This window comes from Bradyrhizobium sp. KZN70725, assembly GCF_055264925.1.
The window spans coordinates 177,224-200,876 of record NZ_JBUYWT010000012.1; the positions used below are offsets into that span (position 1 = coordinate 177,224).

General features: G+C 65.5%; 20 protein-coding genes. 7 read left to right on the plus strand and 13 right to left on the minus strand.

The annotated features are described in order from the left end of the window. Positions 1 to 444 precede the first annotated feature (444 nt). On the plus strand, positions 445 to 1,479 hold the full coding sequence (locus ACZBJS_RS14580; RefSeq protein WP_076828754.1) for a cysteine synthase A: 1,035 nt from the start codon (positions 445 to 447) through the stop codon (positions 1,477 to 1,479). Positions 1,480 to 1,628: 149 nt separating this feature from the next. Here the strand turns inward: ACZBJS_RS14580 and ACZBJS_RS14585 are convergent, their stop codons facing one another. The 5 genes from ACZBJS_RS14585 to ACZBJS_RS14605 are packed head-to-tail and all read right to left on the minus strand — an operon-like array spanning position 1,629 to position 6,360. Then, positions 1,629 to 2,369 (minus strand): amino acid ABC transporter ATP-binding protein, encoded by a 741-nt coding sequence (locus ACZBJS_RS14585; RefSeq protein WP_028331915.1) that lies wholly within the window; start codon positions 2,367 to 2,369, stop codon positions 1,629 to 1,631. 11 nt (positions 2,370 to 2,380) lie between these two features. Further along, positions 2,381 to 3,901, minus strand: a complete 1,521-nt coding sequence (locus tag ACZBJS_RS14590) for an amino acid ABC transporter permease (RefSeq protein WP_456835094.1) — start codon at positions 3,899 to 3,901, stop codon at positions 2,381 to 2,383. Next, the gene (locus ACZBJS_RS14595) at positions 3,898 to 5,103 is read right to left on the minus strand and encodes an amino acid ABC transporter permease (RefSeq protein WP_463438846.1); all 1,206 of its coding nucleotides are present in this window, start codon (positions 5,101 to 5,103) and stop codon (positions 3,898 to 3,900) included. Before ACZBJS_RS14595 ends, ACZBJS_RS14590 begins: the two co-directional genes overlap by 4 nt. 23 nt (positions 5,104 to 5,126) lie before the next feature. After that, positions 5,127 to 6,143, minus strand: a complete 1,017-nt coding sequence (locus ACZBJS_RS14600; protein ID WP_316394279.1) for an amino acid ABC transporter substrate-binding protein — start codon at positions 6,141 to 6,143, stop codon at positions 5,127 to 5,129. 55 nt (positions 6,144 to 6,198) lie between these two features. Beyond that, positions 6,199 to 6,360 carry a hypothetical protein gene (locus tag ACZBJS_RS14605; protein WP_316394277.1) on the minus strand — a complete coding sequence of 54 codons (162 nt, stop codon included), beginning with the start codon at positions 6,358 to 6,360 and terminating at the stop codon, positions 6,199 to 6,201. Positions 6,361 to 6,471: 111 nt separating this feature from the next. Here ACZBJS_RS14605 and metC point away from each other — a divergent pair, with 111 nt between their 5' ends. The 5 genes from metC (at position 6,472) to ACZBJS_RS14630 (ending at position 12,272) form a co-directional block, all read left to right on the plus strand. Further along, positions 6,472 to 7,668: a cystathionine beta-lyase gene (gene metC, locus ACZBJS_RS14610; protein WP_316394275.1), complete on the plus strand. Its 1,197-nt coding sequence runs from the start codon at positions 6,472 to 6,474 to the stop codon at positions 7,666 to 7,668. A 281-nt stretch (positions 7,669 to 7,949) separates the two neighbouring features. After that, positions 7,950 to 8,750 (plus strand): Flp pilus assembly protein CpaB, encoded by an 801-nt coding sequence (cpaB, locus tag ACZBJS_RS14615; RefSeq protein ID WP_057016555.1) that lies wholly within the window; start codon positions 7,950 to 7,952, stop codon positions 8,748 to 8,750. Between the two features lie 34 nt (positions 8,751 to 8,784). Further along, positions 8,785 to 10,233 (plus strand): type II and III secretion system protein family protein, encoded by a 1,449-nt coding sequence (locus ACZBJS_RS14620; protein WP_038377148.1) that lies wholly within the window; start codon positions 8,785 to 8,787, stop codon positions 10,231 to 10,233. Between the two features lie 33 nt (positions 10,234 to 10,266). Further along, positions 10,267 to 11,007, plus strand: a complete 741-nt coding sequence (locus ACZBJS_RS14625; RefSeq protein WP_253590199.1) for a CpaD family pilus assembly protein — start codon at positions 10,267 to 10,269, stop codon at positions 11,005 to 11,007. Then, a complete protein-coding gene (locus ACZBJS_RS14630) occupies positions 11,004 to 12,272 on the plus strand; it encodes a CpaE/TadZ family protein (protein WP_057016553.1) in 1,269 nt (422 codons plus the stop codon). The genes ACZBJS_RS14625 and ACZBJS_RS14630 overlap by 4 nt, the downstream gene beginning before the upstream one ends. Before the next feature lie 15 nt (positions 12,273 to 12,287). Here the strand turns inward: ACZBJS_RS14630 and ACZBJS_RS14635 are convergent, their stop codons facing one another. Both ACZBJS_RS14635 and ACZBJS_RS14640 read right to left on the minus strand, forming a co-directional pair. After that, entirely contained in the window at positions 12,288 to 13,112 is an 825-nt protein-coding gene (locus tag ACZBJS_RS14635) for a tetratricopeptide repeat protein (protein WP_316394272.1), read from the minus strand. 140 nt (positions 13,113 to 13,252) lie between these two features. After that, positions 13,253 to 13,498, minus strand: a complete 246-nt coding sequence (locus tag ACZBJS_RS14640; RefSeq protein WP_076828746.1) for a PilZ domain-containing protein — start codon at positions 13,496 to 13,498, stop codon at positions 13,253 to 13,255. A 337-nt stretch (positions 13,499 to 13,835) separates the two neighbouring features. Here ACZBJS_RS14640 and ACZBJS_RS14645 point away from each other — a divergent pair, with 337 nt between their 5' ends. Then, positions 13,836 to 15,536: a Na/Pi cotransporter family protein gene (locus tag ACZBJS_RS14645; RefSeq protein ID WP_316394269.1), complete on the plus strand. Its 1,701-nt coding sequence runs from the start codon at positions 13,836 to 13,838 to the stop codon at positions 15,534 to 15,536. Between the two features lie 49 nt (positions 15,537 to 15,585). Here the strand turns inward: ACZBJS_RS14645 and ACZBJS_RS14650 are convergent, their stop codons facing one another. The 6 genes from ACZBJS_RS14650 to pbpC all read right to left on the minus strand — a co-directional run bounded on the left by ACZBJS_RS14650 (position 15,586) and on the right by pbpC (position 23,586). Further along, positions 15,586 to 17,385, minus strand: coding sequence for a peptidoglycan DD-metalloendopeptidase family protein (locus ACZBJS_RS14650; RefSeq protein ID WP_463438847.1), 1,800 nt, complete (start codon positions 17,383 to 17,385; stop codon positions 15,586 to 15,588). 203 nt (positions 17,386 to 17,588) lie between these two features. Beyond that, positions 17,589 to 17,927 (minus strand): lipid-A-disaccharide synthase N-terminal domain-containing protein, encoded by a 339-nt coding sequence (locus tag ACZBJS_RS14655; RefSeq protein WP_016845896.1) that lies wholly within the window; start codon positions 17,925 to 17,927, stop codon positions 17,589 to 17,591. After that, entirely contained in the window at positions 17,927 to 18,718 is a 792-nt protein-coding gene (locus tag ACZBJS_RS14660) for a glycosyltransferase family 2 protein (protein WP_316394265.1), read from the minus strand. Before ACZBJS_RS14660 ends, ACZBJS_RS14655 begins: the two co-directional genes overlap by 1 nt. A gap of 66 nt (positions 18,719 to 18,784) precedes the next feature. Beyond that, positions 18,785 to 19,630 carry a phosphatase PAP2 family protein gene (locus ACZBJS_RS14665; RefSeq protein ID WP_316394264.1) on the minus strand — a complete coding sequence of 282 codons (846 nt, stop codon included), beginning with the start codon at positions 19,628 to 19,630 and terminating at the stop codon, positions 18,785 to 18,787. A 1-nt stretch (position 19,631) separates the two neighbouring features. Then, a complete protein-coding gene (locus tag ACZBJS_RS14670) occupies positions 19,632 to 21,377 on the minus strand; it encodes an ArnT family glycosyltransferase (protein ID WP_375166482.1) in 1,746 nt (581 codons plus the stop codon). A gap of 82 nt (positions 21,378 to 21,459) precedes the next feature. Next, the gene (gene pbpC, locus ACZBJS_RS14675; protein ID WP_316394262.1) at positions 21,460 to 23,586 is read right to left on the minus strand and encodes a penicillin-binding protein 1C; all 2,127 of its coding nucleotides are present in this window, start codon (positions 23,584 to 23,586) and stop codon (positions 21,460 to 21,462) included. Between the last annotated feature and the right edge of the window lie 67 nt (positions 23,587 to 23,653).

Genomic DNA, 23,653 nt, shown 5'->3' on the forward strand with positions numbered 1-23,653 from the left:
GATTGCGTGGCGTCGCATCGCAAGCGATTCGTAGCTACCTTGAATGCCGACTTTTCCCTATTTTTTACGGCATTTCCGCGCATTTCGGACCGGTGCCGGAAGTCACGATTCTTACAAAGATTTCATGGGGATTTCTCGGCTGCTGTTGCATTGAATCCGCAAGATGTGCCGGCACGGCGCCAGACTCGCGCCACCGCGCACCGCGCCGTCAGGTCTTGATTGGCCGAGAGCGCGCAACTCACGCGAAACCGCGGACCACAGGATGATTGTGCTGGCCGACCCGACCGCCACAAAACGGAGTTCTCCCCAAGCCCGTGACCTCCGCGCTTGCGAGGTCAAGCGTGTTGAACCCGTGTTTTGCCGCAGTGCAAAAGCCCTTCCCTTTTTCGATCAGCACACTAGGTTCGCCAAGCAAGACCCAGACCGGCAAAGAAATTCCCCGACATGATATTCAACAAAGACGTCATCGAAGCGATCGGCAACACCCCCCTCATCAAGCTGAAACGCGCGTCCGAACTGACCGGCTGCACCATTCTCGGCAAGGCCGAATTCATGAACCCGGGCCAGTCGGTGAAGGATCGTGCCGGCAAATGGATGATCCTGGAGGCCGAGAGGCGCGGCACGCTGAAGCCCGGCGGCCTCGTGGTCGAGTCGACCGCGGGCAATACCGGGATCGGGCTTGCTGTCGTGGCGAGTGCGCGCGGCTACCGCACCCTGATCGTCATTCCGGAGACGCAGAGCCAGGAAAAGAAGGACATGCTGCGGCTGTGCGGTGCCGAACTGGTCGAGGCGCCGGCGCTGCCCTTCGCCAATCCGAACAACTATCAGCATCTCGGCAGGCGTCTCGCGGAGCAGCTGCGCAAGACCGAACCGAACGGCGTGCTGTTTGCCGACCAGTGGAACAACCTCGACAATCCCAAGGCGCATTACGACTCGACCGGACCGGAAATCTGGCAGCAGACCGACGGCAAGGTCGACGGCTTCATCTGCTCGGTCGGCACCGGCGGCACGCTCGCCGGCATCAGCCGCTACCTGAAGGAAAAGAACCCGGCCATCGTCACCGCCTGCGCCGATCCGCACGGCTTCGGGATGTACGAACTGTTCAAGAATGGGCAGGTCAAATCGACGCCGGGCGATTCGATCACAGAAGGCATCGGGCTCGGACGCGTCACGCCTGTGGTCGAGACGGCGAAGGTCGACACTGCGTTCCTGATCTCCGACGAGGAAGCGGTGACCATCATCTATGAGCTTTTGGAGCACGAAGGCCTGTGCCTCGGCGGCTCGACCGGCGTCAACATCGCGGGCGCGATCCAGCTCGCCAAGCAGCTCGGCCCCGGCAAGACCATCGTCACCATCCTCTGCGACTCCGGCAACCGCTATCAGTCCAAGCTGTTCAACCCGGCCTTCATGCGCTCGAAGAACCTGCCGGTCCCGGAATGGCTGGAAAAGCGCAGCAAGATCGAGCTGCCGCTGGTCTAGGGAGCGAATGCGTCCCCGCAGACGTCATTGCGAGGAGCTATTGCGACGAAGCAATCCATGCTTCCGATGCGGAGGATTGGATTGCTTCGCGGAGCCTGTCATCCGGCGGCGCTTTGCGCCGACCGGGTGGCTCGCAATGACGGCAGAAATCACCGCAGAATCTGGCTCAGGAACAGCTTCGACCGCGCATGCTGCGGGTTGGCGAAGAATTCCTGCGGCGTGTTCGATTCGATGATCTGGCCCGCGTCCATGAAGACGACGCGGTTGGCGACCTCGCGGGCAAAGCCCATTTCGTGGGTCACGACCAGCATGGTCATGCCCTCCTTGGCAAGATCGACCATGGTGTCGAGCACTTCCTTGACCATCTCCGGGTCGAGCGCCGAGGTCGGCTCGTCGAACAGCATCACCTTCGGGTTCATGGTCAGCGCGCGGGCGATCGCAACGCGCTGCTGCTGACCGCCCGACATCTGGCCGGGAAACTTGTTGGCCTGATGCGGGATCTTGACCCGCTCGAGGAACTTCATCGCGGTGGCCTCGGCATCCTTCTTCGGGATGTTGCGCACCCAGATCGGCGCCAGCGTGCAATTGTCGAGCACGGTGAGATGCGGGAACAGGTTGAAGCTCTGGAAAACCATGCCGACCTCGCGGCGGACTTCGTCGACACGGCGAAGGTTCGGGCCGAGGTCGATGCCGTCGACCACGATCTCACCCTCCTGGAATTCCTCCAGCGCGTTGATGCAGCGGATTAGGGTCGACTTGCCCGAACCGGATGGGCCGCAGATCACGATGCGCTCGCCCTTGCCGACCTCCAGGTTGATGTCGCGCAGCACGTGGAAGTCGCCGTACCATTTGTTGAGAGCGGAAATGTTGACGATCGGGGTTGTGGACATGGTGACCTTGTTCAGTGGCGGCGGTGAGCGTTGAGCCGGTTTTCGACGAACAGCGAGTAGCGCGACATTCCAAAGCAGAACACGAAGTAGATCATTCCAGCGAAGGCGAAGCCGGTAAAGGCCGTGGTCGGCGTCGACCAGGTCGGATCGGAGAACGTCGCGTGCAACGATCCCAAGAGGTCGAACAGTGCGACGATCGAAACCAGCGAGGTGTCCTTGAACAGGGCGATGAAGCTGTTGACGAGACCCGGAATGACGTGGCGCAGCGCCTGCGGCATCACGATCAGCGACGTGGTCTTCCACCAGGACAGGCCGAGCGCGCTCGCCGCCTCGCCCTGCCCGCGCGGGATTGCGGCAAGGCCGCCGCGCACCACCTCGGCCTGATAGGCGCCGGCAAACAGCGCAATGCCGATCAGCGCGCGGACCAGCCCGTCGACGTTGAAGTTGCCCGGCAGGAACAGCGGCAGCATGTAGGTTGCGAAGAACAGCACGGTGATCAGCGGCACGCCGCGCCAGAACTCGATGAAGGCGATCGAGAATATCCGGATCAGCGGAATGGTCGAGCGGCGGCCCAGCGCCAGCGCGATCCCGATCGGCATCGAGGTGACGATGCCGGTGACCGACACCACCAGCGTCACCAGGAGGCCGCCCCACAGCCTGGTGTCGACGATAGGCAGTCCGCCGCGGTCGAGCCCCATCAGCTTGATCACGATCGCGATGCCGGCGAAGCTCGCCAGGCTCCCGAGCAGCGCCCGTTGTCCGGTTCGCATGCCGCCGCCGAGGAAAAACAGGATCAGCGAGACGATCGCCGTGGTCAGCAGGAAGTCGAACCACAGCGGCTGGATCGACATCTGGAGCTGCTCGCGCAGCCAGGTCAGCGGAAAGATCAGCCAGCCGATCAGGCTGCCGACGAGCACGATGATATTGCCGACGGCCCACAGCAGCGGCCCGATCGCCGAACTCCGGCTGAGATTGACCAGCGCCCGACCGGCATTGACGATGCTGTCGTCGAACAGCTGCAACAGGCTCGCGACCCAACTGACGCCGAAGCCGGCTAGTCCGCCGCCGCGCAGCAGGAAGAAGGCGACCGCCGGGAACGCGAAGAAGAACAGACTCGCATTCAGGCCCTTCGCCGGCAGGCGCGGAATAAGGAGTGGCAGCAACAGGACGGCCGCGAGGACGAAGGTCAGGTTGACGCGCCAGCGTTCGGCTTCCGGATAGAAGCCATAGATCAGCTGGGTGAGCTTGGCCTGGATGTAGGGCCAGCAGGCGCCGACCTGACGGCCGGCGGTTTCGGCGAGACACGCATTGCGGTCCTTGCCGCTCCAGACCGCATCGACCAGCAGGAATTTGAACGCGGGAACGATCGTGTACCAGAGCAGCCCCAGCGCCAGGATCGTCAGCAGGATGTTGGTCGGCGAATTCAAGAGCCGCGTGCGGATGAAACCGACGAGGCCGGTGGTCTTCACCGGCGCCCGGCGTTCAGGCACCAGATCCTGCCGGACGAAGGATGACGCGGTGGCGTCGGTCATGCCCCAAGGCTCCGGTTGATGCGCCAGCCATAGACGCTCATGATCGCGCTGGTGACCAGCGAGATCAGCAGGTACACGCCCATGGTGATGGCGATGATCTCGATCGCCTGGCCGGTCTGGCTCAGCGTCGTTCCGGCAAATACCGAGACCAGGTCGGGATAGCCGATCGCGACCGCCAGCGACGAATTCTTGGTCAGGTTGAGGTACTGGTTGGTCAGCGGCGGAACGATGACGCGCATCGCCTGCGGCACGACGATCAGCCGCAAGGTGGTGCCGCGCGACAGGCCGAGCGACGAGCCGGCTTCCATCTGTCCCCTATGGACCGACAGAATGCCGGCGCGGACGATCTCGGCGATGAAGGCCGCCGTATAGGTCGACAGCGCGACCACCAGCGCAACCAGCTCCGGAATCACCCGCGCGCCGCCGGCGAAGTTGAAGCCCTTGAGTTGCGGCAGCTCGAAGGTCACCGGCAGCCCGAACACCAGCATCGTCACCAGCGGCAATCCGGCCAACAGGCCGAGCACATAGGGCCAGATCCGGATCGCCTGCCCGCGTTGAAACAGCGCCCGCCTTGCGTAGCCGCGCAGCGCCAGCGCGCCTGCGACGCCAATCGCGAGCGCGATCAGAAACGGATCGAGCCCGGGCTCGCCGATCGGCCGCGGGATCACCAGCCCGCGATTGGAGAGGAAGAAGGCGTTGAACAGCGAGATGCTCTGGCGCGGCCCCGGCAGCGCCGCCAGCACCGCGAGGTACCAGAATAACAGCTGGAACAGCAGCGGCAGATTGCGGACGATCTCGACATAGATCTCGCCGAGCCGCGCCAACAGCCAGTTCGGCGACAGCCGGCACAGCGCAATGATGAAGCCGATGATGGTGGCGAAGACGATGCCAATGCCCGCAACCAGCAGCGTGTTGAGCAGGCCGACGAAGAACACCCGCGTATAGGTGTCCGACCCCGAATACGGGATCAGGTTCAGGCTGACATCAAAGCCCGCATTGTTTTTGAGAAACCCGAACCCGGAGGCAATGCGCTGCGTCTCCAGGTTGGCGCGGGCATTGGCCACGATCTCATAGGCGACCCAGGCCAACACCGCCGCGAACACGATCTGCACGGCAAGGCCAGTCCAGCCGGACTGGCCGCCGAGCGCGCGCTTCAGGCGGAAGATGAACTGCAGCGGTGGTTTTCGGGGCTCGGTCGTCATCGCCGCAGCCGCCTCGTCGCCGATCAGCGGATCGGAGGCGCGTACTGGATGCCGCCCTTGTTCCAGAGATTGTTGAGCCCGCGTGCGATCTGCAGCTTCGATCCGACGCCGACGTTGCGATCGTACATCTCGCCGTAATTGCCGACGGCCTTGATGATGCGGGAGAACCAGTCCTTGGTCAGGCCGAGCTGCTCACCGAGATTGCCGTCGGTGCCGAAGGCGCGCTTGAGGTCGGGCTTGTCCGACTTGGCCATCTCGTCGACGTTCTTCTGGGTGACACCGAGTTCCTCGGCATTGATCTGGGCGAACAGCGCCCACTTCACGATGTCGAACCACTGGTCGTCGCCATGGCGAACCATCGGGCCGAGCGGCTCCTTGGAGATGATCTCGGGAAGCACGACGTGGTCGGCCGGGTTGGCGAGCTTCAGTCGCTGCGCATAGAGCTGGGACACGTCGGAGGTGAACACGTCGCAGCGGCCGGTCTCGTAGGCCTTCACGGTCTCGTCGGCACCGGCGAACGCGATCACCTCGTACTTCATGTTGTTGCCCTTGAAGTAGTCGGCGAGGTTCTGCTCGGTCGTGGTGCCGGTCTGCACGCAGACCGACGCGCTGTTCAGCTCCAGCGCCGAGTTCACCTTCAGCGACTTCTTCACCAGAAAGCCCTGCCCGTCATAATAGGTCACGCCGGTGAAGTTGGCGCCGAGCGAGGTATCGCGCGACAGCGTCCAGGTGGTGTTGCGCGACAGCACGTCGATCTCGCCCGACTGCAGCGCGGTGAAGCGATCCTTGGCCGACAGCGGCACGAACTTGACCTTGGACGGATCGTCGAAGATCGCCGCCGCGATGCCACGGCAGATGTCGACGTCGATGCCGGTCCAGTTCCCCTTGTCGTCCGGCGACGAGAAGCCCGGCAGGCCGCCGCTGACGCCGCAGGACAGCTGGCCTCGGTCCTTGACCGTCTTGAGGGTTTGCGCCGAGGCGGCCTGGACCGACAGGGCGGCGGCAGCGGCAAGGGTGACAGCCAGGGTTACGCGTTTCATGGGCGGGGCCTTTCAAGGTCGTCCGGTGGACGTTTGCATTGTGATCGCCTCGCGTTCACGGGCCATCCCAATGATCCCTTGCAGCAAAAATGCCGATTTGACCGGCAGTTTGACTTGCAAACCGGTCAGGCAACGGATCGTAGGTCGCGGCAGGCCCCTCAACGTGCGGCGACTGGTAGTTGCGCAGCATCACATAGCGGCTGACGAGCCGGGTCAAGGGGTTGACGCATGTCTTCTACCTCTTGTTAGTAACACCTCCCGGCCCGGCCCCGTCTTCCCGGCGCGGTACGGCTGCGGCAAAGAGTCTAAAGTTTAACGGCAGCGCTCCATGATCTCCTCCGACGGCTCCACGCCCTCCCACCCGCAACAGGCCGCCACCCGCCTGGTCACGGCCGGCCGCGACACCAAGGCCCAGAAGGGCTTTGTCAATCCGCCGGTGTTTCACGGCTCTACCGTGCTCTATCCGACCGCGGAGGACCTGCACGCCCATCGCGCCGAATTTACCTATGGCCGCCACGGCAGCCCGACCACGCGGGCGCTACAGGACGTGCTGATGGCGCTGGAAGGGCCGCAATGCGCCGGCGTCGGCCTTGCCCCGTCGGGACTGGCGGCGATCAGCACCACGCTGCTCGCCGTGCTCAAGACCGGCGATCACCTCCTGGTGTGCGACAATGCCTATCGGCCGACCCGCAATTTCTGCGACAACATGCTCAAGCGCTACGGCATCGAGACCAGCTATTTCGATCCGCTGATCGGCGCCGGCATCGAGACGCTGTTCAAGCCGAACACCCGCGCGGTGCTGATCGAAGCGCCCGGCTCGCAGACGTTCGAGATGCCGGACGTGCGGGCGATATCGGCCGTGGCGCACGCCCGCGGCGCGCTCATGATCGACGACAACACCTGGGCGACGCCGCTCTATCACCGCTCGCTCGAACAGGGCGTCGACATCAGCATGCAGGCCGGCACCAAATATATCGGCGGCCACTCCGACATCATGTTCGGCACCATCGCAGCCAATGCGAAAGCCTGGCCGCTGATCCAGGAGGCGATCCGCCTGCTCGGCGTCTGCGCCGGCCCCGACGACGTCTATCTCGCGCTGCGCGGGGTTCGCACGCTATCGGTGCGGCTTGCGCAGCACCACCGCTCCGGACTCGAGATCGCGCGCTGGCTCGGCGCGCGGCCCGAGGTCGATCGCGTGCTGCACCCTGCCCTCGACACCGATCCCGGGCACGCGATCTGGAAACGCGACTTCACCGGCGCCTCCGGGCTGTTCAGCATCGTGCTGAAGCCGGTGCCACAGACCGCGGTCGATGCAATGCTGAACACGCTCACTTTGTTCGGCATGGGCTTTTCCTGGGGCGGCTTCGAAAGCCTCGCCATCCCGTTCGACTGCAGCGACTATCGCACCGCGACCAAATGGTCGCCGGGCGGGCCGACGCTGCGGCTGCATATCGGGCTCGAGAATCTCGACGACCTCAAGGCCGATCTCGACCGTGGATTTGCGGCGTTGAAGGCCGCGCTCTGATCCTCGCGCCCTGCCACGTTAGACGACATTAACCACGCTCCACCGGCGCTGACGCCGCGTTGCGACCAACGTCGTACGCCTTAAGCACGCGCGATCTCCGGGATTCTGCGGAGATGCAACAGCGCCGATAACTCGCCGTTCACCATCCCCACCAATCCCTTAATTGTCCGGACCTTCCATCAAGTTCCCTTATACTTTTGCGGCCGTAGTGATGCCTCGGGAAGGGCTGTCAGTGCCGCAAGGACGCGATTGCCCTGTGTGAAGGGCATTCAGACAATCGCATGAAAACGGCACGCATCGTGGTCCTCGGCATCGCCGGCGTCGCAGGCCTCGCGGCCATGTATCTCGCGAGCGTTGGCGATCGCAAACCGGCGCCGGTCGCGCCGCCCGTCGCGCAACTGCCGACCGTCGAAGTGCTGGTCGCTAAGTCCGACATCGGGCTCGGTCAATCGGTCAAGGCCGAAGACATCCAGTGGCAGCGCTGGCCGGCCGAAACTGCAAGCAGCGCGTTCATCCGTCACGACGCCAACGCCAATGCCATGAACGACATCATCGGTTCGATCGCACGCGCGCCCTTCATCGTCGGCGAACCGATCCGCGAGCAAAAGCTGGTCAAGGCCAACGGAAGCGGCTTCATGGCCGCGATCCTGCCCTCCGGCATGCGCGCGATTTCCACCGAAATCTCGCCGGAGACGGGCGCCGGCGGCTTCATTCTGCCGAACGACCGCGTCGATGTGATCCTGTCGCGTCGCGACAAGAATCCCGATCAGCAAGGCGGCCGCGATATCGTCACCACTGAAATCCTGCTGTCCAACGTCCGCGTGCTGGCGATCGACCAGGCGCCGAAGGAGAAGGACGGCAACAACTCCCTCGTCGGCAAGACCGTGACCCTCGAGCTCAAGCCCGAACAGGCCGAGACGCTGGCGCGCGCCCGGCAGAGCGGAACGCTGGCGCTGGCGCTGCGCAGCATCGCCGACGTCAACGAGCAGACCGACGAGACCAGAGACCATGCCCCGAAGCGGGGCGAGAGCATCAAGGTGGTGCGCTTCGGCATCCCGAGCTCTCTGACGACACAGAAGTGATGGGGGCTTCGATATGACGACGGGTGCGAAACAAATGGCGACGTCGACCACGCTGGTCCGCGCGCTGTCATTGTCGGCGATCACCGCGCTGATGCTGATCCCTGCCCTTGCCAGCGCGACCGATCCCGACAAGAACGCGGATGTCGCGGTGACGAGCAGCATCGCCGCCAAGACGCGCTCCGTCTCGCTCGGCGTCGGCAAGTCGGTCGTGGTCGACCTGCCGCGCGAGGCCAAGGACGTTCTGGTCGCCGATCCCAAGATCGCCAACGCCGTGATCCGCTCGGCGCAGCGCGCCTATATCATCGGCGCGGCAGTCGGCCAGACCAACGTGGTGTTCTTCGACGCCGACGGCAACCAGGTCGCCTCCTACGACATCGCGATCAAGCGCGACCTTAACGGAATGCGCGCCGCGCTGAAGCAGATGCTGCCCGGCGTCCAGATCGAGGGCGTCGGCGACAGCGTCGTCCTGACCGGCACGGTGGCAAGCCCGGTCGAGGCCCAGCAGGCCGGCGACATCGCCGCCAAACTGGTCGGCAGCGCCGACAAGGTCGTCAATTCCATCGTGGTCCGCGGCCGCGACCAGGTGATGCTGAAAGTCACCGTCGCCGAAGTCCGCCGGGACGTCGTCAAGCAGCTCGGCGTCGACCTCAGCGCCAACATGAACTACGGCACCGCCGCGGTGGTCTTCAACAACGCCAACGCCTTCACCGCCAATAACGGTGCGCTCGCCCCCAACAACGGGCTGACGGGCGCAGCCCTGAACAAGCTCGGCGTGCCGACCGTCACCGCGACGCTGCGCGCGATGGAGAGCGCGGGCGTGGTCAAGACGCTGGCCGAGCCCAACCTCACCGCGATCTCCGGCGAGTCGGCGACCTTCATTTCGGGCGGCGAGTTTCCGATTCCGACCGGCGTCACCTGCCAGACGACGACGTCGGGCACGATCGGCAATTGCGTGCAGACCGTCAGCTTCAAGAAGTTCGGCATCTCGCTCAACTTCACGCCGGTGGTGCTGACCGAGGGACGGATCAGCCTGAAGGTGATGACCGAGGTCTCCGAAGTCTCGATGGAGAACGCCCTGACCGGCGGCCAGAACGGCACGACCATTCCCTCGATCAAGACCCGCCGCGCCGACACCACGCTGGAGGTGCCCTCCGGCGGCTCGATCGCGATGGCCGGTTTGATCCAGGAGCAGACCAAGCAGGCCATCAACGGCATGCCCGGCGTCGATCAGATCCCGATCCTCGGCCAGCTCTTCCGGAGCCAGGACTTCGTCAACAACGAGACCGAGCTCATGGTCATCGTGACGCCCTACGTGGTGCGCGCCGTTGCGCAGAAGGAGCTGTCCCGTCCCGACGACGGATTTGCCCCGGCTTCCGACGCGCAGTCGGCACTGCTGGCGCGCGTCAATCGCATCTACGGCGTCGCCGCCCGCAGCGAGCCGATCGGCGCCACGCCGGTCAATTTCGGCTTCATCATCGACTGAGGCGCGGACCTGAAGGGGTTGGGGGATCCTATGATGACACGCAACACACAAGCCGGTCGTGCCAGGACGCTGTCGCTGTTGGGCGCCCTCGTCGTCAGCGCGATCGCGCTCGGCGGCTGCAATCTGACGGGCGACAATCTTGCCACCGGCACCGTGGGCGACGACTACCGGCAGCGGCATCCGATCGCGGTGACCGAGGGCGAGCAATCAATCGTCGTCTTCGTCGGCCGCGCCCGCGGCAACCTCACCGAAGCGCAGCGCGACGACGTCATGGGGCTGGCGCGCACCTGGCGCCGCGAAGGCACCGGCGCGATTGCGATCGACGTGCCGGCCGACAGCTCGAACTCGCGCTCGGCACAGGCTGTGTATCAGGAGATCCGCGGCCTGCTGGCGTCGATGGGCGTACCCGCCCATGCCATCACCAAGCGCTCCTACCATCTCGATGATCCGCGCGCGCTTCCGACCATTCGGCTGAGCTATCCGAAGATGGCCGCCGTCGCCGGTCCCTGCGGAGTGTGGCCGAGCGACCTCGGTCCCTCGATCTACAATCCGAACTACAACCAGAACAAGCAGTACGACAATTTCGGCTGCGCCACGCAGCGTAACCTTGCCGCGATGGTCGCCAATCCGTCCGACCTCGAACAGCCGCGAACCGAGACCGCAGCCTATACGCCGCGCCGTACGATCGCGTTCGATAAATACCGCAAGGGTGAGTCGACCGCGACCGCCTACCCCGAAGCCGAGAAAGCCAAGCTGAGCGACGCCGCGAAATGACCGAACAACAAGACGAGCCGCAGCACGCCAACGATTACATCGCGCCGGCGCCGCGGATTTCCGTGCAGGCGTTCTGCGCAAGCGTCGCGACCGCCGCGAACGCACGCGCGGCTGCCGACGACCGCCGGCTCGCCAAGGCTCATCTCTCGGTCCATATGGGCGGCATCGCCGCGGCGATCGACGCCTACCACAAGGCGCCGACGCCCAACGTCATCATGCTCGAGACCGAGCCGGATCATGATTTCCTCGCCGGTCTCGACGAGCTCGCCACGGTCTGCGATCCCGGCACCCGCGTCGTGGTGCTCGGCACGGCCGGCGAGACTGCGCCATATCGCGAATTGGTCCGGCGCGGCGTCAACGACTACGTCATCGGGCCGGTCAAGGTGCTCGACATCGTGCGCTCGATCTGCAGCCTGTTCTCGGCCTCCGAAGCGGTCTCGGTCGGCCGCCTGATCGCGGTCGCGGGCGCCAAGGGTGGCGTCGGCGCCTCGACCATTGCCCACAATGTCGCCTGGACCATCGCACGCGACCTCGGGCTGGATTCGGTCGTCGTCGATCTCGACCTCGCCTTCGGTACGGCCGGCCTGGACTACAATCAGGACCCGGTGCAGGGCATCGCCAACGCCGTGTTCTCGCCCGAGCGTCCGGACTCTGCCTTCATGGAACGCCTGCTCGCAAAGTGCGGCGATCATCTCAGCCTGCTGGCGGCGCCGGCCACCCTCGACCAGGTCTACGATTTCGGCGCCGAGGCGTTCGATGCCATCTTCGATACGATGCGCATGACGACGTCCTGCATCGTGCTCGACGTGCCGCATCAATGGACCGCCTGGACCAAACGCGTGCTGGTCGGTGCCGACGATATCCTGATCGTGGCCGAGCCCGACCTCGCCAACATGCGCAACACCAAGAACATGATGAACCTGTTGAGGACCGCGCGTCCGAACGACCGCCCGCCGCTCTACTGCCTGAATCAGGTCGGCATGTCGAAGCGACCCGAGATCGAGGTCAAGGATTTCGCCAAGACGATCGAGAGCCAGCCGATCGCGGCGATCCCGTTCGACTGCAGGCTGTTCGGTGAAGCCGCCAACAACGGCCAGATGATCGCGGAAGTCTCCGCGCGTCACCGCACCACAAGGACTTTCCTGCAGATCGCGCAGCGCCTCACCGGCCGTCCCGATCTCGCCGAAGCCCGCGAGTCGTTCCTGTCGCCGATCCTCAGGAAGCTGCAGTCGCGCCGAAATGACGGGCGCCGGGCCGCCGGCTAGCGTCCCGCTAGCGCTCTAGTCGCGGCGACTGGCTGCGACCGGGATCTTCTCGGCGTCGGTGCGGCTCGCATCCCTGCGCGCCAACAGTCGCTTCAGCGCGGCGACGTTGGCTGAGCCCTGCTCCGCCGGCAAATCGGCCTTCATGATGGTTTCCGCATCGGACTGGCGGCCCTGCAAGCCAACCACGACGGCGAGATTGGTTCGCACCCGCATGTCGCCGGGGGCGCGCTCCCGCGCGCGGCGCAGCGTCTCCTCGGCCTTCGGCAGGTCCTTCGACAGCAGATAGGACAGCCCGATATTGGAGAGCACTGACGGATCGTCAGGCACGATCTTCAGCGCACTCGCATAATACTGCCGCGCCTCGTCGTGGCGATCGAGTTGGTCGAGCACGGCGCCCTGCGCCGACAGGATGCGCCAGTCCGGATCTTCCGGGGTATGCGCGCGCCCGAGCACGTCGAATGCCTGCTGGAAATTGCCGTTGTCGGCGAGCGCCCGTCCGTAACCCGCGAGCAGCGCCTTATTGCTGGGCTGCGCCAGCACCGCCTGCTCCATGACGGCGACCGCCTGGGCCCGCTGGCCGGTGGCGCGCAGCGCCCGGGCGTATTTCAGCGCGGCGTCGGTGTCTTTCGGGTTGGCGCGGACCCGCTCGTGGTAGGTCGCGATGTCGCGCCGCGGATCGGCCGGGGCCGGCGTGGCCTCCGCCGTGTCGCCCAATGAGCCGGTGATGTCAGACGGGCCGGAGGTTTGACAGGCAGACAACCCGATCAGCAGGATCGCAGCAGATACCGTGCCCGCGAGACGGCGCACGCGGCCTGAGGGTCGGGGGAATTTCTCAAACATAAAGCGAGACTCGGAACGGCGAAGGTTCCGGGATGCTCACAGCTTAACCCTAAGGTCCGGTTAAGGATGCCATCATGTCGCCGTCATCCGGCCCAGATGCGGTGCCGGACGCCTGGCGAGACAGCAGCCAAATGGCTGATTCAGTCGACGAACTGGGCGCCGAACTCGTGCCCGATTTGCCAGGCCAGCCGGCACTGACGCGGACTGCCGCTCGACAGGATGATGGTAAATTCCGGCGGGATCTCCAGATATTCGGCGATCACCTTGACGCCGCCGGCCGAAATATCCGTGATCATGCAGTCGCGTGGCAGCGACCCTGTGCCCAGCTGAATTTTGGCGACGCTCCGGCACGGGCGGCGTTCGCTCTTGCGGCGATTCATAAACATTCTGATCCCCAAGCCTTTCTGGGCAACTTCCTGGCCTATCGTCATAGCGGGGAAAGATTGGAAACTGCCTAGCGGAACCCATCGCAATTGAGCGGTCGCGTTCGAGATTCGTTTACCGGGGGGCGCCCCCGCCGGGCGACACGAGTTTGATCAATCAAAGATTGAATAGTTGAAGGATATGTGCTGCAGGTCGAATGAGGTCTCCCTGATGGGCCGCCTCACTCGATAGCCTGCGTCGCTCCCGCCGTGGTCGCATGAGAACAAAAAGGGGTTGATCGCCAGTCGATAGGCGATACCTATGTTCATTCGACTCGAATTCGCCGGGATGCCAGGAAGCATGGGAAGCATTGTTCTGCTCGATCTGATGGGGGGCGTGGCGCTCCTGCTGTGGGGCCTGCACATGGTCCATAGCGGGATTCTGCGCGCCTTCGGACCGGATTTGCGGCTGCTGCTCGCCCGGGCGCTGCGCAATCGCTTTACCGCCCTTGGCGCCGGCCTCGGCCTGACCGCCCTGCTCCAGAGTTCGACCGCGACTGCCCTGATCACCAGTTCCTTCGCCGCCGAAGAGATCGTCAGCCTGGTGCCGGCGCTCGCGATCATGCTCGGTGCCAATATCGGCACCACGCTGATCGTGCAGGTGCTGTCGTTCAACGTCGCCGCCATCGCGCCGGTCCTGTTCATTGTCGGCCTCGTCGCGTTCCGCAGCGGGCCGCGCTCCCGGATCAAGGATCTCGGCCGCGTCTCGATCGGCCTCGGCCTGATGCTGCTGGCGCTGCACATCCTGCTCGATACGATGGCGCCCGCCGAGAATGCTCCGGGCGTGCGCGTGTTCCTGGGCGCGATCACCGGCGATCCCGTGCTCTGTATCCTGATCGGCGCCGTCGTCACCTGGCTGGTCCATTCCAGTGTCGCCAGCGTGCTGCTGGTGATGTCGCTGGCCTTTTCCCAGTTCATCTCGCCCTATGCCGCATTTGCGCTGGTGCTCGGCGCCAACCTCGGCAGTGCCATCAATCCGCTGCTGGAGGGCGCGCGTCGCGACAATCCGGCGAGCTACCGGCTGCCGGTCGGCAATCTCGTCAACCGCGTCGTCGGCATCCTGCTGGTGGCGCCGTTCCTGCGCCCGATCACCGAGATCATCTACGCCTGGCAGCCCGATCTCGCCAAGGCGACTGCGCTGTTCCACATCGCCTTCAACGTCGCGACTGCGCTGCTGTTCATCGGCGTGCTCGACCACATGGCGCGGCTGCTCGAGCGTCTGCTGCCGAAGCGAGCGCAGGAGACCGATCCATCACGGCCGCGCTATCTCGACGAGAGTGCGTTGGAGACGCCTTCACTGGCGCTGGCCGATGCGGCGCGCGAGGTGCTGCATATGGGCGATCACACCGAGGCCATGCTGCGCAAGGTGATGGCGGCGATGCTGACCAACGATCGCGCCCTGGTTGACCAGGTGTCGAAGATGGACAACACCGTCGACCGGCTGAACGAGGCGATCAAGCTTTACGTCACGAAACTCACCCGCGGCAGCCTGGACGAGCGCGAGGGCCAGCGCGCGATGGAGATCGTCGCGTTCGCGATCAATCTCGAGCATATCGGCGACATCATCGACAAGAACCTGAGCGAGCTCGCGACCAAGAAGATCAAGCATCGCCTGCAATTCTCCACCGAAGGCGCGGAGGAATTGTCGGCGTTCCACAAGCGCACGATCGACTCGCTGCGGATCGCGTTCGGCGTGTTCATGTCGGGCGATGCCAACGAGGCGCGCAAGCTGCTCACCGAGAAGGCGGCGCTGCGCGCGGCCGAATTGGCCGCCGTCGAGCGCCATCTGGAGCGCCTGCGCGAAGGCCGGCCCGAAACCATCGAGACCACTTCGCTGCATCTCGACGTGCTGCGCGACCTTCGCCGCATCCATTCGCACATCTGCTCGGTCGCCTATCCCGTGCTCGACGCCGCCGGCGAGACCGCCGCCGATCGCGAGAGCATCACCATGGAAGCGACCGACGTTGCGGCGCCAGTGCCTTCGAGCTCTCCGGGCTCCTGACCCCGGCAAGGCCCGCCGCGCCGGCATGGCGTGATGCGATCTGCGCTCGCTATGTCGGCGGCCGATGTTCGGAGCCGAAACGCCGCGGCAGAAGCGCGGAGATGGCAGCGAGTTGGTCGATGCTGTCACGCTGGCGATCGAAAGCCCCGAGCAGATCGCCTTGCAGCAGCCGGCCGCCCGACAGCTTCATCCGAAGCGGATCGACGTTGCGGCCGTTGATCCGCACCTCGTAATAGAGGTGCGGTCCGGTCGAGAGCCCGGTCGATCCGACAAAGGCGATCGTCTCGCCCTGACGAATGCGGTCTCCAATCTTCAGCTCGGGCGGGAAGCTCGCGACGTGGGCATAGGTCGTCTCATAGCCGCGGTCGTGCCGCACGCGGATATATTTCCCGTACCCGCGTTCGTACCCTTCGGTCTCGACGACGCCGGCGCCCGCGGCCGCGATGGGCGAACCATAGGGCGCCGCATAATCGACGCCCTCATGGAAACGGCGGTCGCCAAGGATCGGATGAATCCGCCAACCAAAGCCGTCGCCGAGCCGCCCGCTCACGACCGGCTTGCGCAACAGGAATCTGGTGATGGACTGGCCGGTCTCATCATAGAAATCGGAGCTGCCATCGTCCGGCGCCGTGAAGCGATAGTACCGGCGGGACTGTCCGCCCGCCGTCAAATCGATGAAGACCAACTCCGGCTGACCGATGTCGTTCGGCGCGTAGATGATCTCGGCCACATCGGCGTCGCCGAGCGGCTCGTCGAGATCGAAATCGCGGCCACAGAGCCGCATCAGTTCAGCAACGATCCCCTGGTCGACGTGGTTGGAGCGCGCAAGCGCGTCAAGGCCGTCACGCAGTGTTTCGCCCGGAACGGAATGCGTATCGATCGACTCACGCAGCGGGCTCTCGCTCCGCGCGGCGATGTCGGGCTGTTCCGGCACGATCGGCTGGTATTGGCCGCCATCGGTGCGACCGACGGCGGACACATCCGAGCCGGCCCGTTCGATCGACACCTTCGCGACATGGCCGCGTGGCGAACCGGCGTCTTCGCCCTGTTCGACGACCGTGATTTTCTCGCCACCGGACAGCGTCTCTCGAGCGCCCGGCGACGGGAAGGCGGCAAGGATCGCCGGCGCGTCCTCCGCGGCCGCCGCCAGCGCCCGCAGAATGGCGGCCAGCGTGTCGCCGCTTCTCGCGATAATGACATGTCGGCGGTGACGCGACGACGTAGGCGACTTCGGAAGGTTGGTGACGTTGACAGCCTCGCCGATCGGAGCCGGCGGACGCGGCACGTCTTCACCGTCAGCATAGGCGCTGGTGCCGCCCGGCAGCGGGCGCCGCGCTGGACCTGTCCGTATGATGGCCGGCAGCTCCGACAGCAGGTCGCGTTGCGAGCCCGCTCGCGCGTCGTCCTTTTCGTCTCCCCGCGCTTCCTGGTGTGGCTCGGGATCGATCTCCGCGAGCCGCGCTGACACGCGGGTAAATCGACGGACCGCGCCGGCATCGCTCAGCTGCTCAATCTTGAGCGCAGCGGAATTGCCCTGCGGGCCGAGCCTCCGGTCGAGACGATCGCCGCGTCGCGCCTCGTCAACTACCTGCCCTGCGAAGCGCGGAAGTGACACGACCGGCGCGGCTGCGAATCGCGCGTGATCGCCAAATGCCCCGCGAAGCGCGCCAGCCAGAAGAGCGACGGCGGCGGATCCGATCAGAATCGTCCCCGCCATCCAGCGGAGACTGACGGCGCGCCGGTCAGGCAATTTGCGCTCGCCGGTCAGCGGTGGCTCGTCAAGCGACGGAATATCGCGGACGCTCGATCGATAACCGCCCGCTTTCGTCGCTTCGTCACGGCTGGTCATCAACGCCCCTCATCCCCTGGGGCACGGTCTCGAGATGCCGCCACGCCCACGGCAAGCCGTAGATGCCATGCCGCTTGGGGCGAATGTTTGACCTTGGTTCAGATTCGGTCGCAATTGATCCCGGGCTGAGCCCGATGCTGGAATCTATCGAGATTCCCGAACAAGGCCCGGCATACCGCTCGCCGCTCCGGCGATGACGGCAATCAGCTATCGAGTGTCTTCGACCCGCGGCCGCGGTTCTTCACGATCAGCATGATGTTGCGGATGTAGATCAGCGTGGCGAGACCCTGCCCGATGATGATGACGGGCTCGCGCTTGGCAAGCCCGTAGATCAGCGTCATCAGGCCGCCACCCATCGAAAAGAACCAGAACGCCATCGGCACCACGCTCTGGCCGGCGCGTTCGCTGGAAATCCACTGCACGAGGAAGCGCGCGGTGAAGAACAGTTGCGCGATCAGGCCGAACGCCAGCCAGAAGTCGAACTTGGCGATGAACACGTCGTAGAGATAGGCGCTCAGCGCCTGACCGTACTGAATCAGCATCACTTCACCTCGGTCACGCCTGGCACGCCAGCGACATCGGGCACTTCAGCGACCACTTCAGTGACGACCGGCGTCGGCTTCTTGCGGCGGATCAGCCACCACACGCCGGCGAGATCCATGATCCCGATCCAGAGCCGGTCGAAAAATCCATAGTTCGACACGCCGGAATGGCGCGGCCGGTCGACGACGTCGACATAGGCAATCGCCAGCCCCTCGCGGCGGACCAGTGCCGGAAGAAAACGATGCAGCCCGTCGAAGTAAGGCATCGCCAGAAACACCTCGCGCGGAAACGCCTTCAGGCCGCATCCGGTGTCGCGGGTGCCGTCGCGCAGGATGATGCCGCGCACCGTGTTGGCGATGCGCGATTGCAGCTTCTTGAAGCCGGTGTCCTTGCGCCCGACGCGCTGGCCCGCGGCGAGGCCGACGCGGCCATTGCCGCTCTCGACCGCCGCAATCAGGTCCGGCAGGAAGGCGGGATTGTTCTGCCCGTCACCGTCGAGCGTCGCCACGATCGCGCCGCGCGCGGCGCGCACGCCGCTGCGCACGGCCGCCGACTGGCCCGACGAGACCGCGTGGCGAAGCTGCCGGAGATTGGGCCGCCCGGCCATGACCGCGCTCAGCCGCTCGCCGGTGGCATCCGTCGAGCCGTCATTGACGTAGACGACCTCGTAGGCCCAGCGTCCGTCGAGCGCGGCCGCGATCTCGGCGATCAACGGCGCGATATTGTCCGCCTCGTTGCGCACGGGCACGACGATGGAAACGGCGACCGGCGTCTGGTCGGGAGCAGGCAAATCGGCACTCGTGGTTGGTGTTGTCGGCGATGGAACCAGCCCGATCCGGCCGTCGGGCGACCGCTTTTATGGGGCGAAGGCGCTCCTCGCAACCCTTTTGAGACGCCCGTCCGACGGTCCTGACAGCGCCACCACAGTGCCGTCGCGATGAATGGCAAAACCAAGGCGGCGGGCGGCGAACCAGTAGCGCACGACCATTGCGCCGATCACCCCGACCAGCGCGCCGGCCACCACGTCGCTCGGATGATGCGCCAGCAGCACGAGCCGGGTCGCGGCGATGACCAGCGCATAGACCAGCATCACGAACCGCGCGCCCGGCCACACCGCGGATATGGCAAAGGCCAGCGCGAACGCCGTGATCGAATGTCCCGACGGAAAGCTCGAATAGGCCTCGGTGCCGGCGAAATGCTGGAAGTTGAAGGCATTGGCCTTGCCGCCGACAAAGGGCCGCCCGCGGCCGACGATCCACTTGATCAATTCGCCGACAGCGACCGAGAGCACGACCGACAGAAACAGGTATTGCAGCCTTGTCCCGAAGCCAAGCAAGGTGGCGCGCGGCACGCCGCGCAGCGCAGGCGCCGCCAGCGCGACCACGATCAGCAGCAGGCCAAGCGCGCACAGCACATACTCGTCCTTGCCGAAATCGGTGAGCGTCTTCACCCACCAGAGACCCGGCGTGCCGCGTGGCGGCATCAGACCGATCTCGGTGACATCGAACGCATACATCAGCGTGATGATCACGGCGCCGACGATGACGACGAGCAAAAGTCCGTGGCGCGCGGAGCGGCGCGCCGCCTCGGCGCGGCGCGAATGCGACGGCGCCCGCACGAGCTGGGCAAGGGACAGCCAAACCAGCGTCAGCAATCGTCCGAAATAATTGGCAGAATCCGGGATGGCTGGCGGCGCCGGCATGTCATTCCGTCCCTTCGGAACGGAAGATCGCGATCGAGACCGCCTTGCCCTGCGAGATGTTGTAGCCCTCGACGCGCACCGGCGCGTTGTAGCGCAGGCCAATCGCCTCGGCGCGCTGCACGAAGGCGCGCTCCGAGCGCTGTTCGACCAGCGCGAAGCGGCAGGAGCCCTGCCCGAGGAAATCCGCGGCGCCCGATCCGTCGGTGAGCAGCGTCGAGGTATCGGTCATGAACACGAGGCTCGGCTCGTGGAAGCCGGCGGCTGCCGCCTTCGGGCCGACGCAGGTCACGTTACGCAAGGCGCGCGCGACCTCCTGGCTCGGAAATACGGTGGTGAGCCGCGGCAGCACCACACCATAGGTGCCGGCTGCCATCAGCGCCGCGGCAATCACCGCATTGAGCAGCGAGCGCTCGGCGCGGCTGTCCTCGAACAACCACCACGCGATCAGGCCGAACACCATCGCAACGGCGAACAACGGCCAGGCCGGAAACACCGGCTGATGGATCGCCTTGATGGCGCCGACGATCACCAGCACCGCGCCGAATGCGGGGATCGCGAACCACCAGGCGGCGCCGCGCAACAGCCAGGGCGAGCGCGACAGCACGCGCCGCTCCAGCGCGCCGACGGTCAGGATCGCGATCGCCGGATAGAGCGGCAGCACGTAATGCGGCAGCTTGGTCAGCACGGCCTCGAACACGATCCAGGACGGGATCAGCCAGGCCAGCAGGAACTGCGCACCGGGCTCGCGCCGCGCCCGCCAAACCGCAGGCGCCGCCATGCCGGCCAGCGGCGCACCGGGCCAGAACGTGATCCAGAACAGCAGCAGATAGAGTCCAGGCGGCGCGCCATGGGATTCCTGCGCACCGAGCTTGCTCAGCATGTCGCCGCCGACCGAGTCGGCAAAGAAGGTCTCGCCGGCGCGCAGGAAGATCAGCACGAACCACGGCAGCACCAGCACCAGGGTCCACATCAGGCCCCAGACCGGGCGCATGCGCCAGAACCAAGCCGCCGATCGGTCGAGAATCGCAAGCCCCGCCATCGCAAGGCCGACGAACATCAGGATCAGCGGCCCCTTGAGCAGGATGCCGACCGCCAGTGCCGTCCAGAACACCGCGGGCGGACCCCATGAAGGGTGTGCGGGATCCTCGCCGCGCTGCCACGACAGATAGACTCGCGCCATCGCGCCCATCGCCGCGGTGACGGTCAGCAGCAGCATCGCGTCGGTCTTGGCGAGCCGCGCTTCGACCCCGAGCAGCACGCAGCTTGCCATCATCAGGGCGGCCAGCACCGCCCCCTGCCGCGTCACGAAGGCCAGCGCCGTCCAATAGGTCAGCAAAACGGCGCCGATGGCGCCGATCAGGGACGGCAGGCGGTACACCCAGATGCGGACCTGGGCGCGCGGCACTCCGAGCGCGGAGACGGTCTTCAGCGCAGCCGCCTGCATCCAGTAGATGCCAACCGGTTTCTTGTAACGGACGTCGTCCTGGAAGCGGATGTCGACGAAATCGCCGCTCTCGACCATCTGCTTGGTCGCCTGGGCAAAGCGGACCTCGTCACGGTCGATCGGCGGGATGGTGAAGAAGCCCGGCAGGAACAGCACCAGGCAGGTCAGCGTCAGGAACAGGATCGAACGCCATTGGCTGGCCGTTGCGAACTCGAACGCCATGAACAGCCTGCGGCTCGAATGCGCAGGTTTTACAGACTGTTGCCCTGCTCCGAAGCGCCGGGGTTGGAGGCCATCCACCATGGGTTTCGCATACGATGAAACCGCAGCGCAAACAACTGCGCTGTTCCGCTTTCCGGCCGTGCCGCTCCGCTTTCCCGTGCGATCATTGCACGCGGATCACAACGGTATCCGCGGCCCCCGTGGCGTCGATCACGGTGAGCCGCGCAAAGCCCGGCCCGGGCGGCTCGATCAGGCGCTGGCGCCGGCTGTCGATGTCCCCGGCTGAGACACCATTCACGAGCACCGTCAGCGGCAGCACCCCGCCGGCAACCTTGACCGGCAGCGCGGCATTGCGGCCGCCCTCGGATTGATCGACATCGATGCGCGAGCCGTTCAGCGGAAACTGGATGTGCGGAGCCTGGTCGTTGCCGCTACGGACCAGTTCGCCGAGCGGCCGGAAGCGGCGCAGCGGCGGCGGCAGTTTCGCGTTGGAGGCGACCAGCACGCCGCGTGGCGGCTTCGGCAATGCCGCCGGGATTTTGCCGGTGCGTGCAAAGGCGTCGAACAGGATCGGCGCCGCGGCGGTGCGGCCAACCAGACCCGGCACCGGCGCGCCGTCGGGACGGCCGACCCAGACGCCGATCGTGACGCGGCCGTCGAAGCCGACCGACCAGGCATCGCGATAGCCATAGCTGGTGCCGGTCTTGAACGCGATCCGGTTGTGCACGCCGTTCTCCGGCGGCGGCGTGCCGAGCAGGACGTTGCCGACCTGCCAGGCCGCAGCCTGATCCATCAGCCGCATCGTGTCGCGACTGTCATTCTCCTGCATGATCTCGCGCAACGGTTTAGTCGCGCCGAGCCGTGCCAGGCCGGAATAGAGCTGAGCGAGATCCTGCAACGTGATGCCGACACCGCCAAGACCCATCGCAAGGCCCGGCGCCTCGTCCTTCGGCAGCACGAGACTGGTGCCGGCCTGCTTCAGCCGCGACGACAGCCGGCTGGCACCGACCCGGTCGAGCAGCGCGATCGCCGGCACGTTGAGCGACAATTGCAGCGCCTTGCGGATCGGCACCGTGCCCTGGAACGTCATGTCGAAATTTTCCGGCGCGTAGGTGCCGAAGCGGATCGGCCGGTCCTCGATCAGGCTGTCGGGATGGACAAAGCCATCTTCGAAGGCAAGGCCATAGATGAACGGCTTCAAGGTCGAGCCCGGCGAGCGCACCGCGCGCGTCATGTCGACCTGCCCGGCCCGCCGCTCGTCGAAATAATCCGCCGAGCCGACGCGCGCGAGCACGTCGCCCGTCTCATTGTCGACCACGACGATCGCAACCGAGACATCAGGCCCCTGCGCAATGGCGCGGTCGCGCGCCAGCGCCTCCAGGTTCCGTTGTAGCGCGGCGTCGAGCGTCAGCTTGATGACGGGCGCATCCTTAATCGTCGCGATCGCCTGATCGGACGAATGCGGCGCCAGGATCGGAATCTGCTTGCGCATCTTCGGCACCGCCGTCGCCGTGGCCTGCGCGGCATCGTCCTTCGACACCACGCCATCCTCGACCATGCGCTCGAGCACGCGGTCGCGGGCGGCGTGGGCGGCGTCCGGGTAACGATCGAGCCGCCGCCGCTCCGGCGATTGCGGCAGCGCCACCAGCAGCGCGGCTTCGGCGAGCGACAGCCGCTTCGGCTCCTTGCCGAAATAGGCGATCGAGGCGGCACGGATGCCCTCGAGATTGCCGCCGAACGGCGCCAGCGCAAGATAGAGATCGAGGATCTGGTCCTTCGAGAGCTGCCGCTCCAGTTCGACCGCCCGCACCATCTGCCGCAGCTTTGCGTAGACCGAGCGCTGGTGGCGCGGCTCGATCAGCCGCGCCAGCTGCATCGTGATCGTCGAACCGCCCGAGACGATATGACCGCTGGTGAGAAGCTGGAATGCGGCGCGCGACAGCGCCAGCGGATCGATGCCGCGATGCTCATAGAAGCGCTTGTCCTCATAGGCGAACAAGAGCTTCAGATAGGTGGGATCGACTGACGTCTTCGCATCGACCGGCAGCCGCCAGCGCCCGTCCGTCATCGCATAGGCGCGGAGCAACTTGCCGTTGCGATCGATCACCGTGGTCGAGACCTGCTGCGCCTTGTCGAGCGGCAACGGCCCGAGCGAAACGATCCAGGCGGCGAAGGCGCCGGTGATCGCAATAAGGACGACGGCCATTGCGGCCGCGACGCGGAGCGCCAGCCGCCCGCTGCGCTTGTCATGCCCGGGCTTGACCCGGGCATCCACATCCTTCGTTCGCATGGACGCGCCTATGAATGGCCGGGTCAAGCCCGGCCATGACGAGAAGAGTTTGCGCCGCGCGTCCTTG

Coding starts and splice junctions, on each gene's coding strand:
- ACZBJS_RS14580 (WP_076828754.1), top strand. CDS start 445: ATGATATTCAACAAAGACGTCATCGAAGCGATCGGCAACACCCCCCTC.
- ACZBJS_RS14585 (WP_028331915.1), bottom strand. CDS start 2,369: ATGTCCACAACCCCGATCGTCAACATTTCCGCTCTCAACAAATGGTAC.
- ACZBJS_RS14590 (WP_456835094.1), bottom strand. CDS start 3,901: ATGACCGACGCCACCGCGTCATCCTTCGTCCGGCAGGATCTGGTGCCT.
- ACZBJS_RS14595 (WP_463438846.1), bottom strand. CDS start 5,103: ATGACGACCGAGCCCCGAAAACCACCGCTGCAGTTCATCTTCCGCCTG.
- ACZBJS_RS14600 (WP_316394279.1), bottom strand. CDS start 6,143: ATGAAACGCGTAACCCTGGCTGTCACCCTTGCCGCTGCCGCCGCCCTG.
- metC (WP_316394275.1), top strand. CDS start 6,472: ATGATCTCCTCCGACGGCTCCACGCCCTCCCACCCGCAACAGGCCGCC.
- cpaB (WP_057016555.1), top strand. CDS start 7,950: ATGAAAACGGCACGCATCGTGGTCCTCGGCATCGCCGGCGTCGCAGGC.
- ACZBJS_RS14620 (WP_038377148.1), top strand. CDS start 8,785: ATGGCGACGTCGACCACGCTGGTCCGCGCGCTGTCATTGTCGGCGATC.
- ACZBJS_RS14625 (WP_253590199.1), top strand. CDS start 10,267: ATGACACGCAACACACAAGCCGGTCGTGCCAGGACGCTGTCGCTGTTG.
- ACZBJS_RS14630 (WP_057016553.1), top strand. CDS start 11,004: ATGACCGAACAACAAGACGAGCCGCAGCACGCCAACGATTACATCGCG.
- ACZBJS_RS14635 (WP_316394272.1), bottom strand. CDS start 13,112: ATGTTTGAGAAATTCCCCCGACCCTCAGGCCGCGTGCGCCGTCTCGCG.
- ACZBJS_RS14640 (WP_076828746.1), bottom strand. CDS start 13,498: ATGTTTATGAATCGCCGCAAGAGCGAACGCCGCCCGTGCCGGAGCGTC.
- ACZBJS_RS14645 (WP_316394269.1), top strand. CDS start 13,836: ATGGGAAGCATTGTTCTGCTCGATCTGATGGGGGGCGTGGCGCTCCTG.
- ACZBJS_RS14650 (WP_463438847.1), bottom strand. CDS start 17,385: ATGACCAGCCGTGACGAAGCGACGAAAGCGGGCGGTTATCGATCGAGC.
- ACZBJS_RS14655 (WP_016845896.1), bottom strand. CDS start 17,927: ATGCTGATTCAGTACGGTCAGGCGCTGAGCGCCTATCTCTACGACGTG.
- ACZBJS_RS14665 (WP_316394264.1), bottom strand. CDS start 19,630: ATGCCGGCGCCGCCAGCCATCCCGGATTCTGCCAATTATTTCGGACGA.
- ACZBJS_RS14670 (WP_375166482.1), bottom strand. CDS start 21,377: ATGGTGGATGGCCTCCAACCCCGGCGCTTCGGAGCAGGGCAACAGTCT.
- pbpC (WP_316394262.1), bottom strand. CDS start 23,586: ATGCGAACGAAGGATGTGGATGCCCGGGTCAAGCCCGGGCATGACAAG.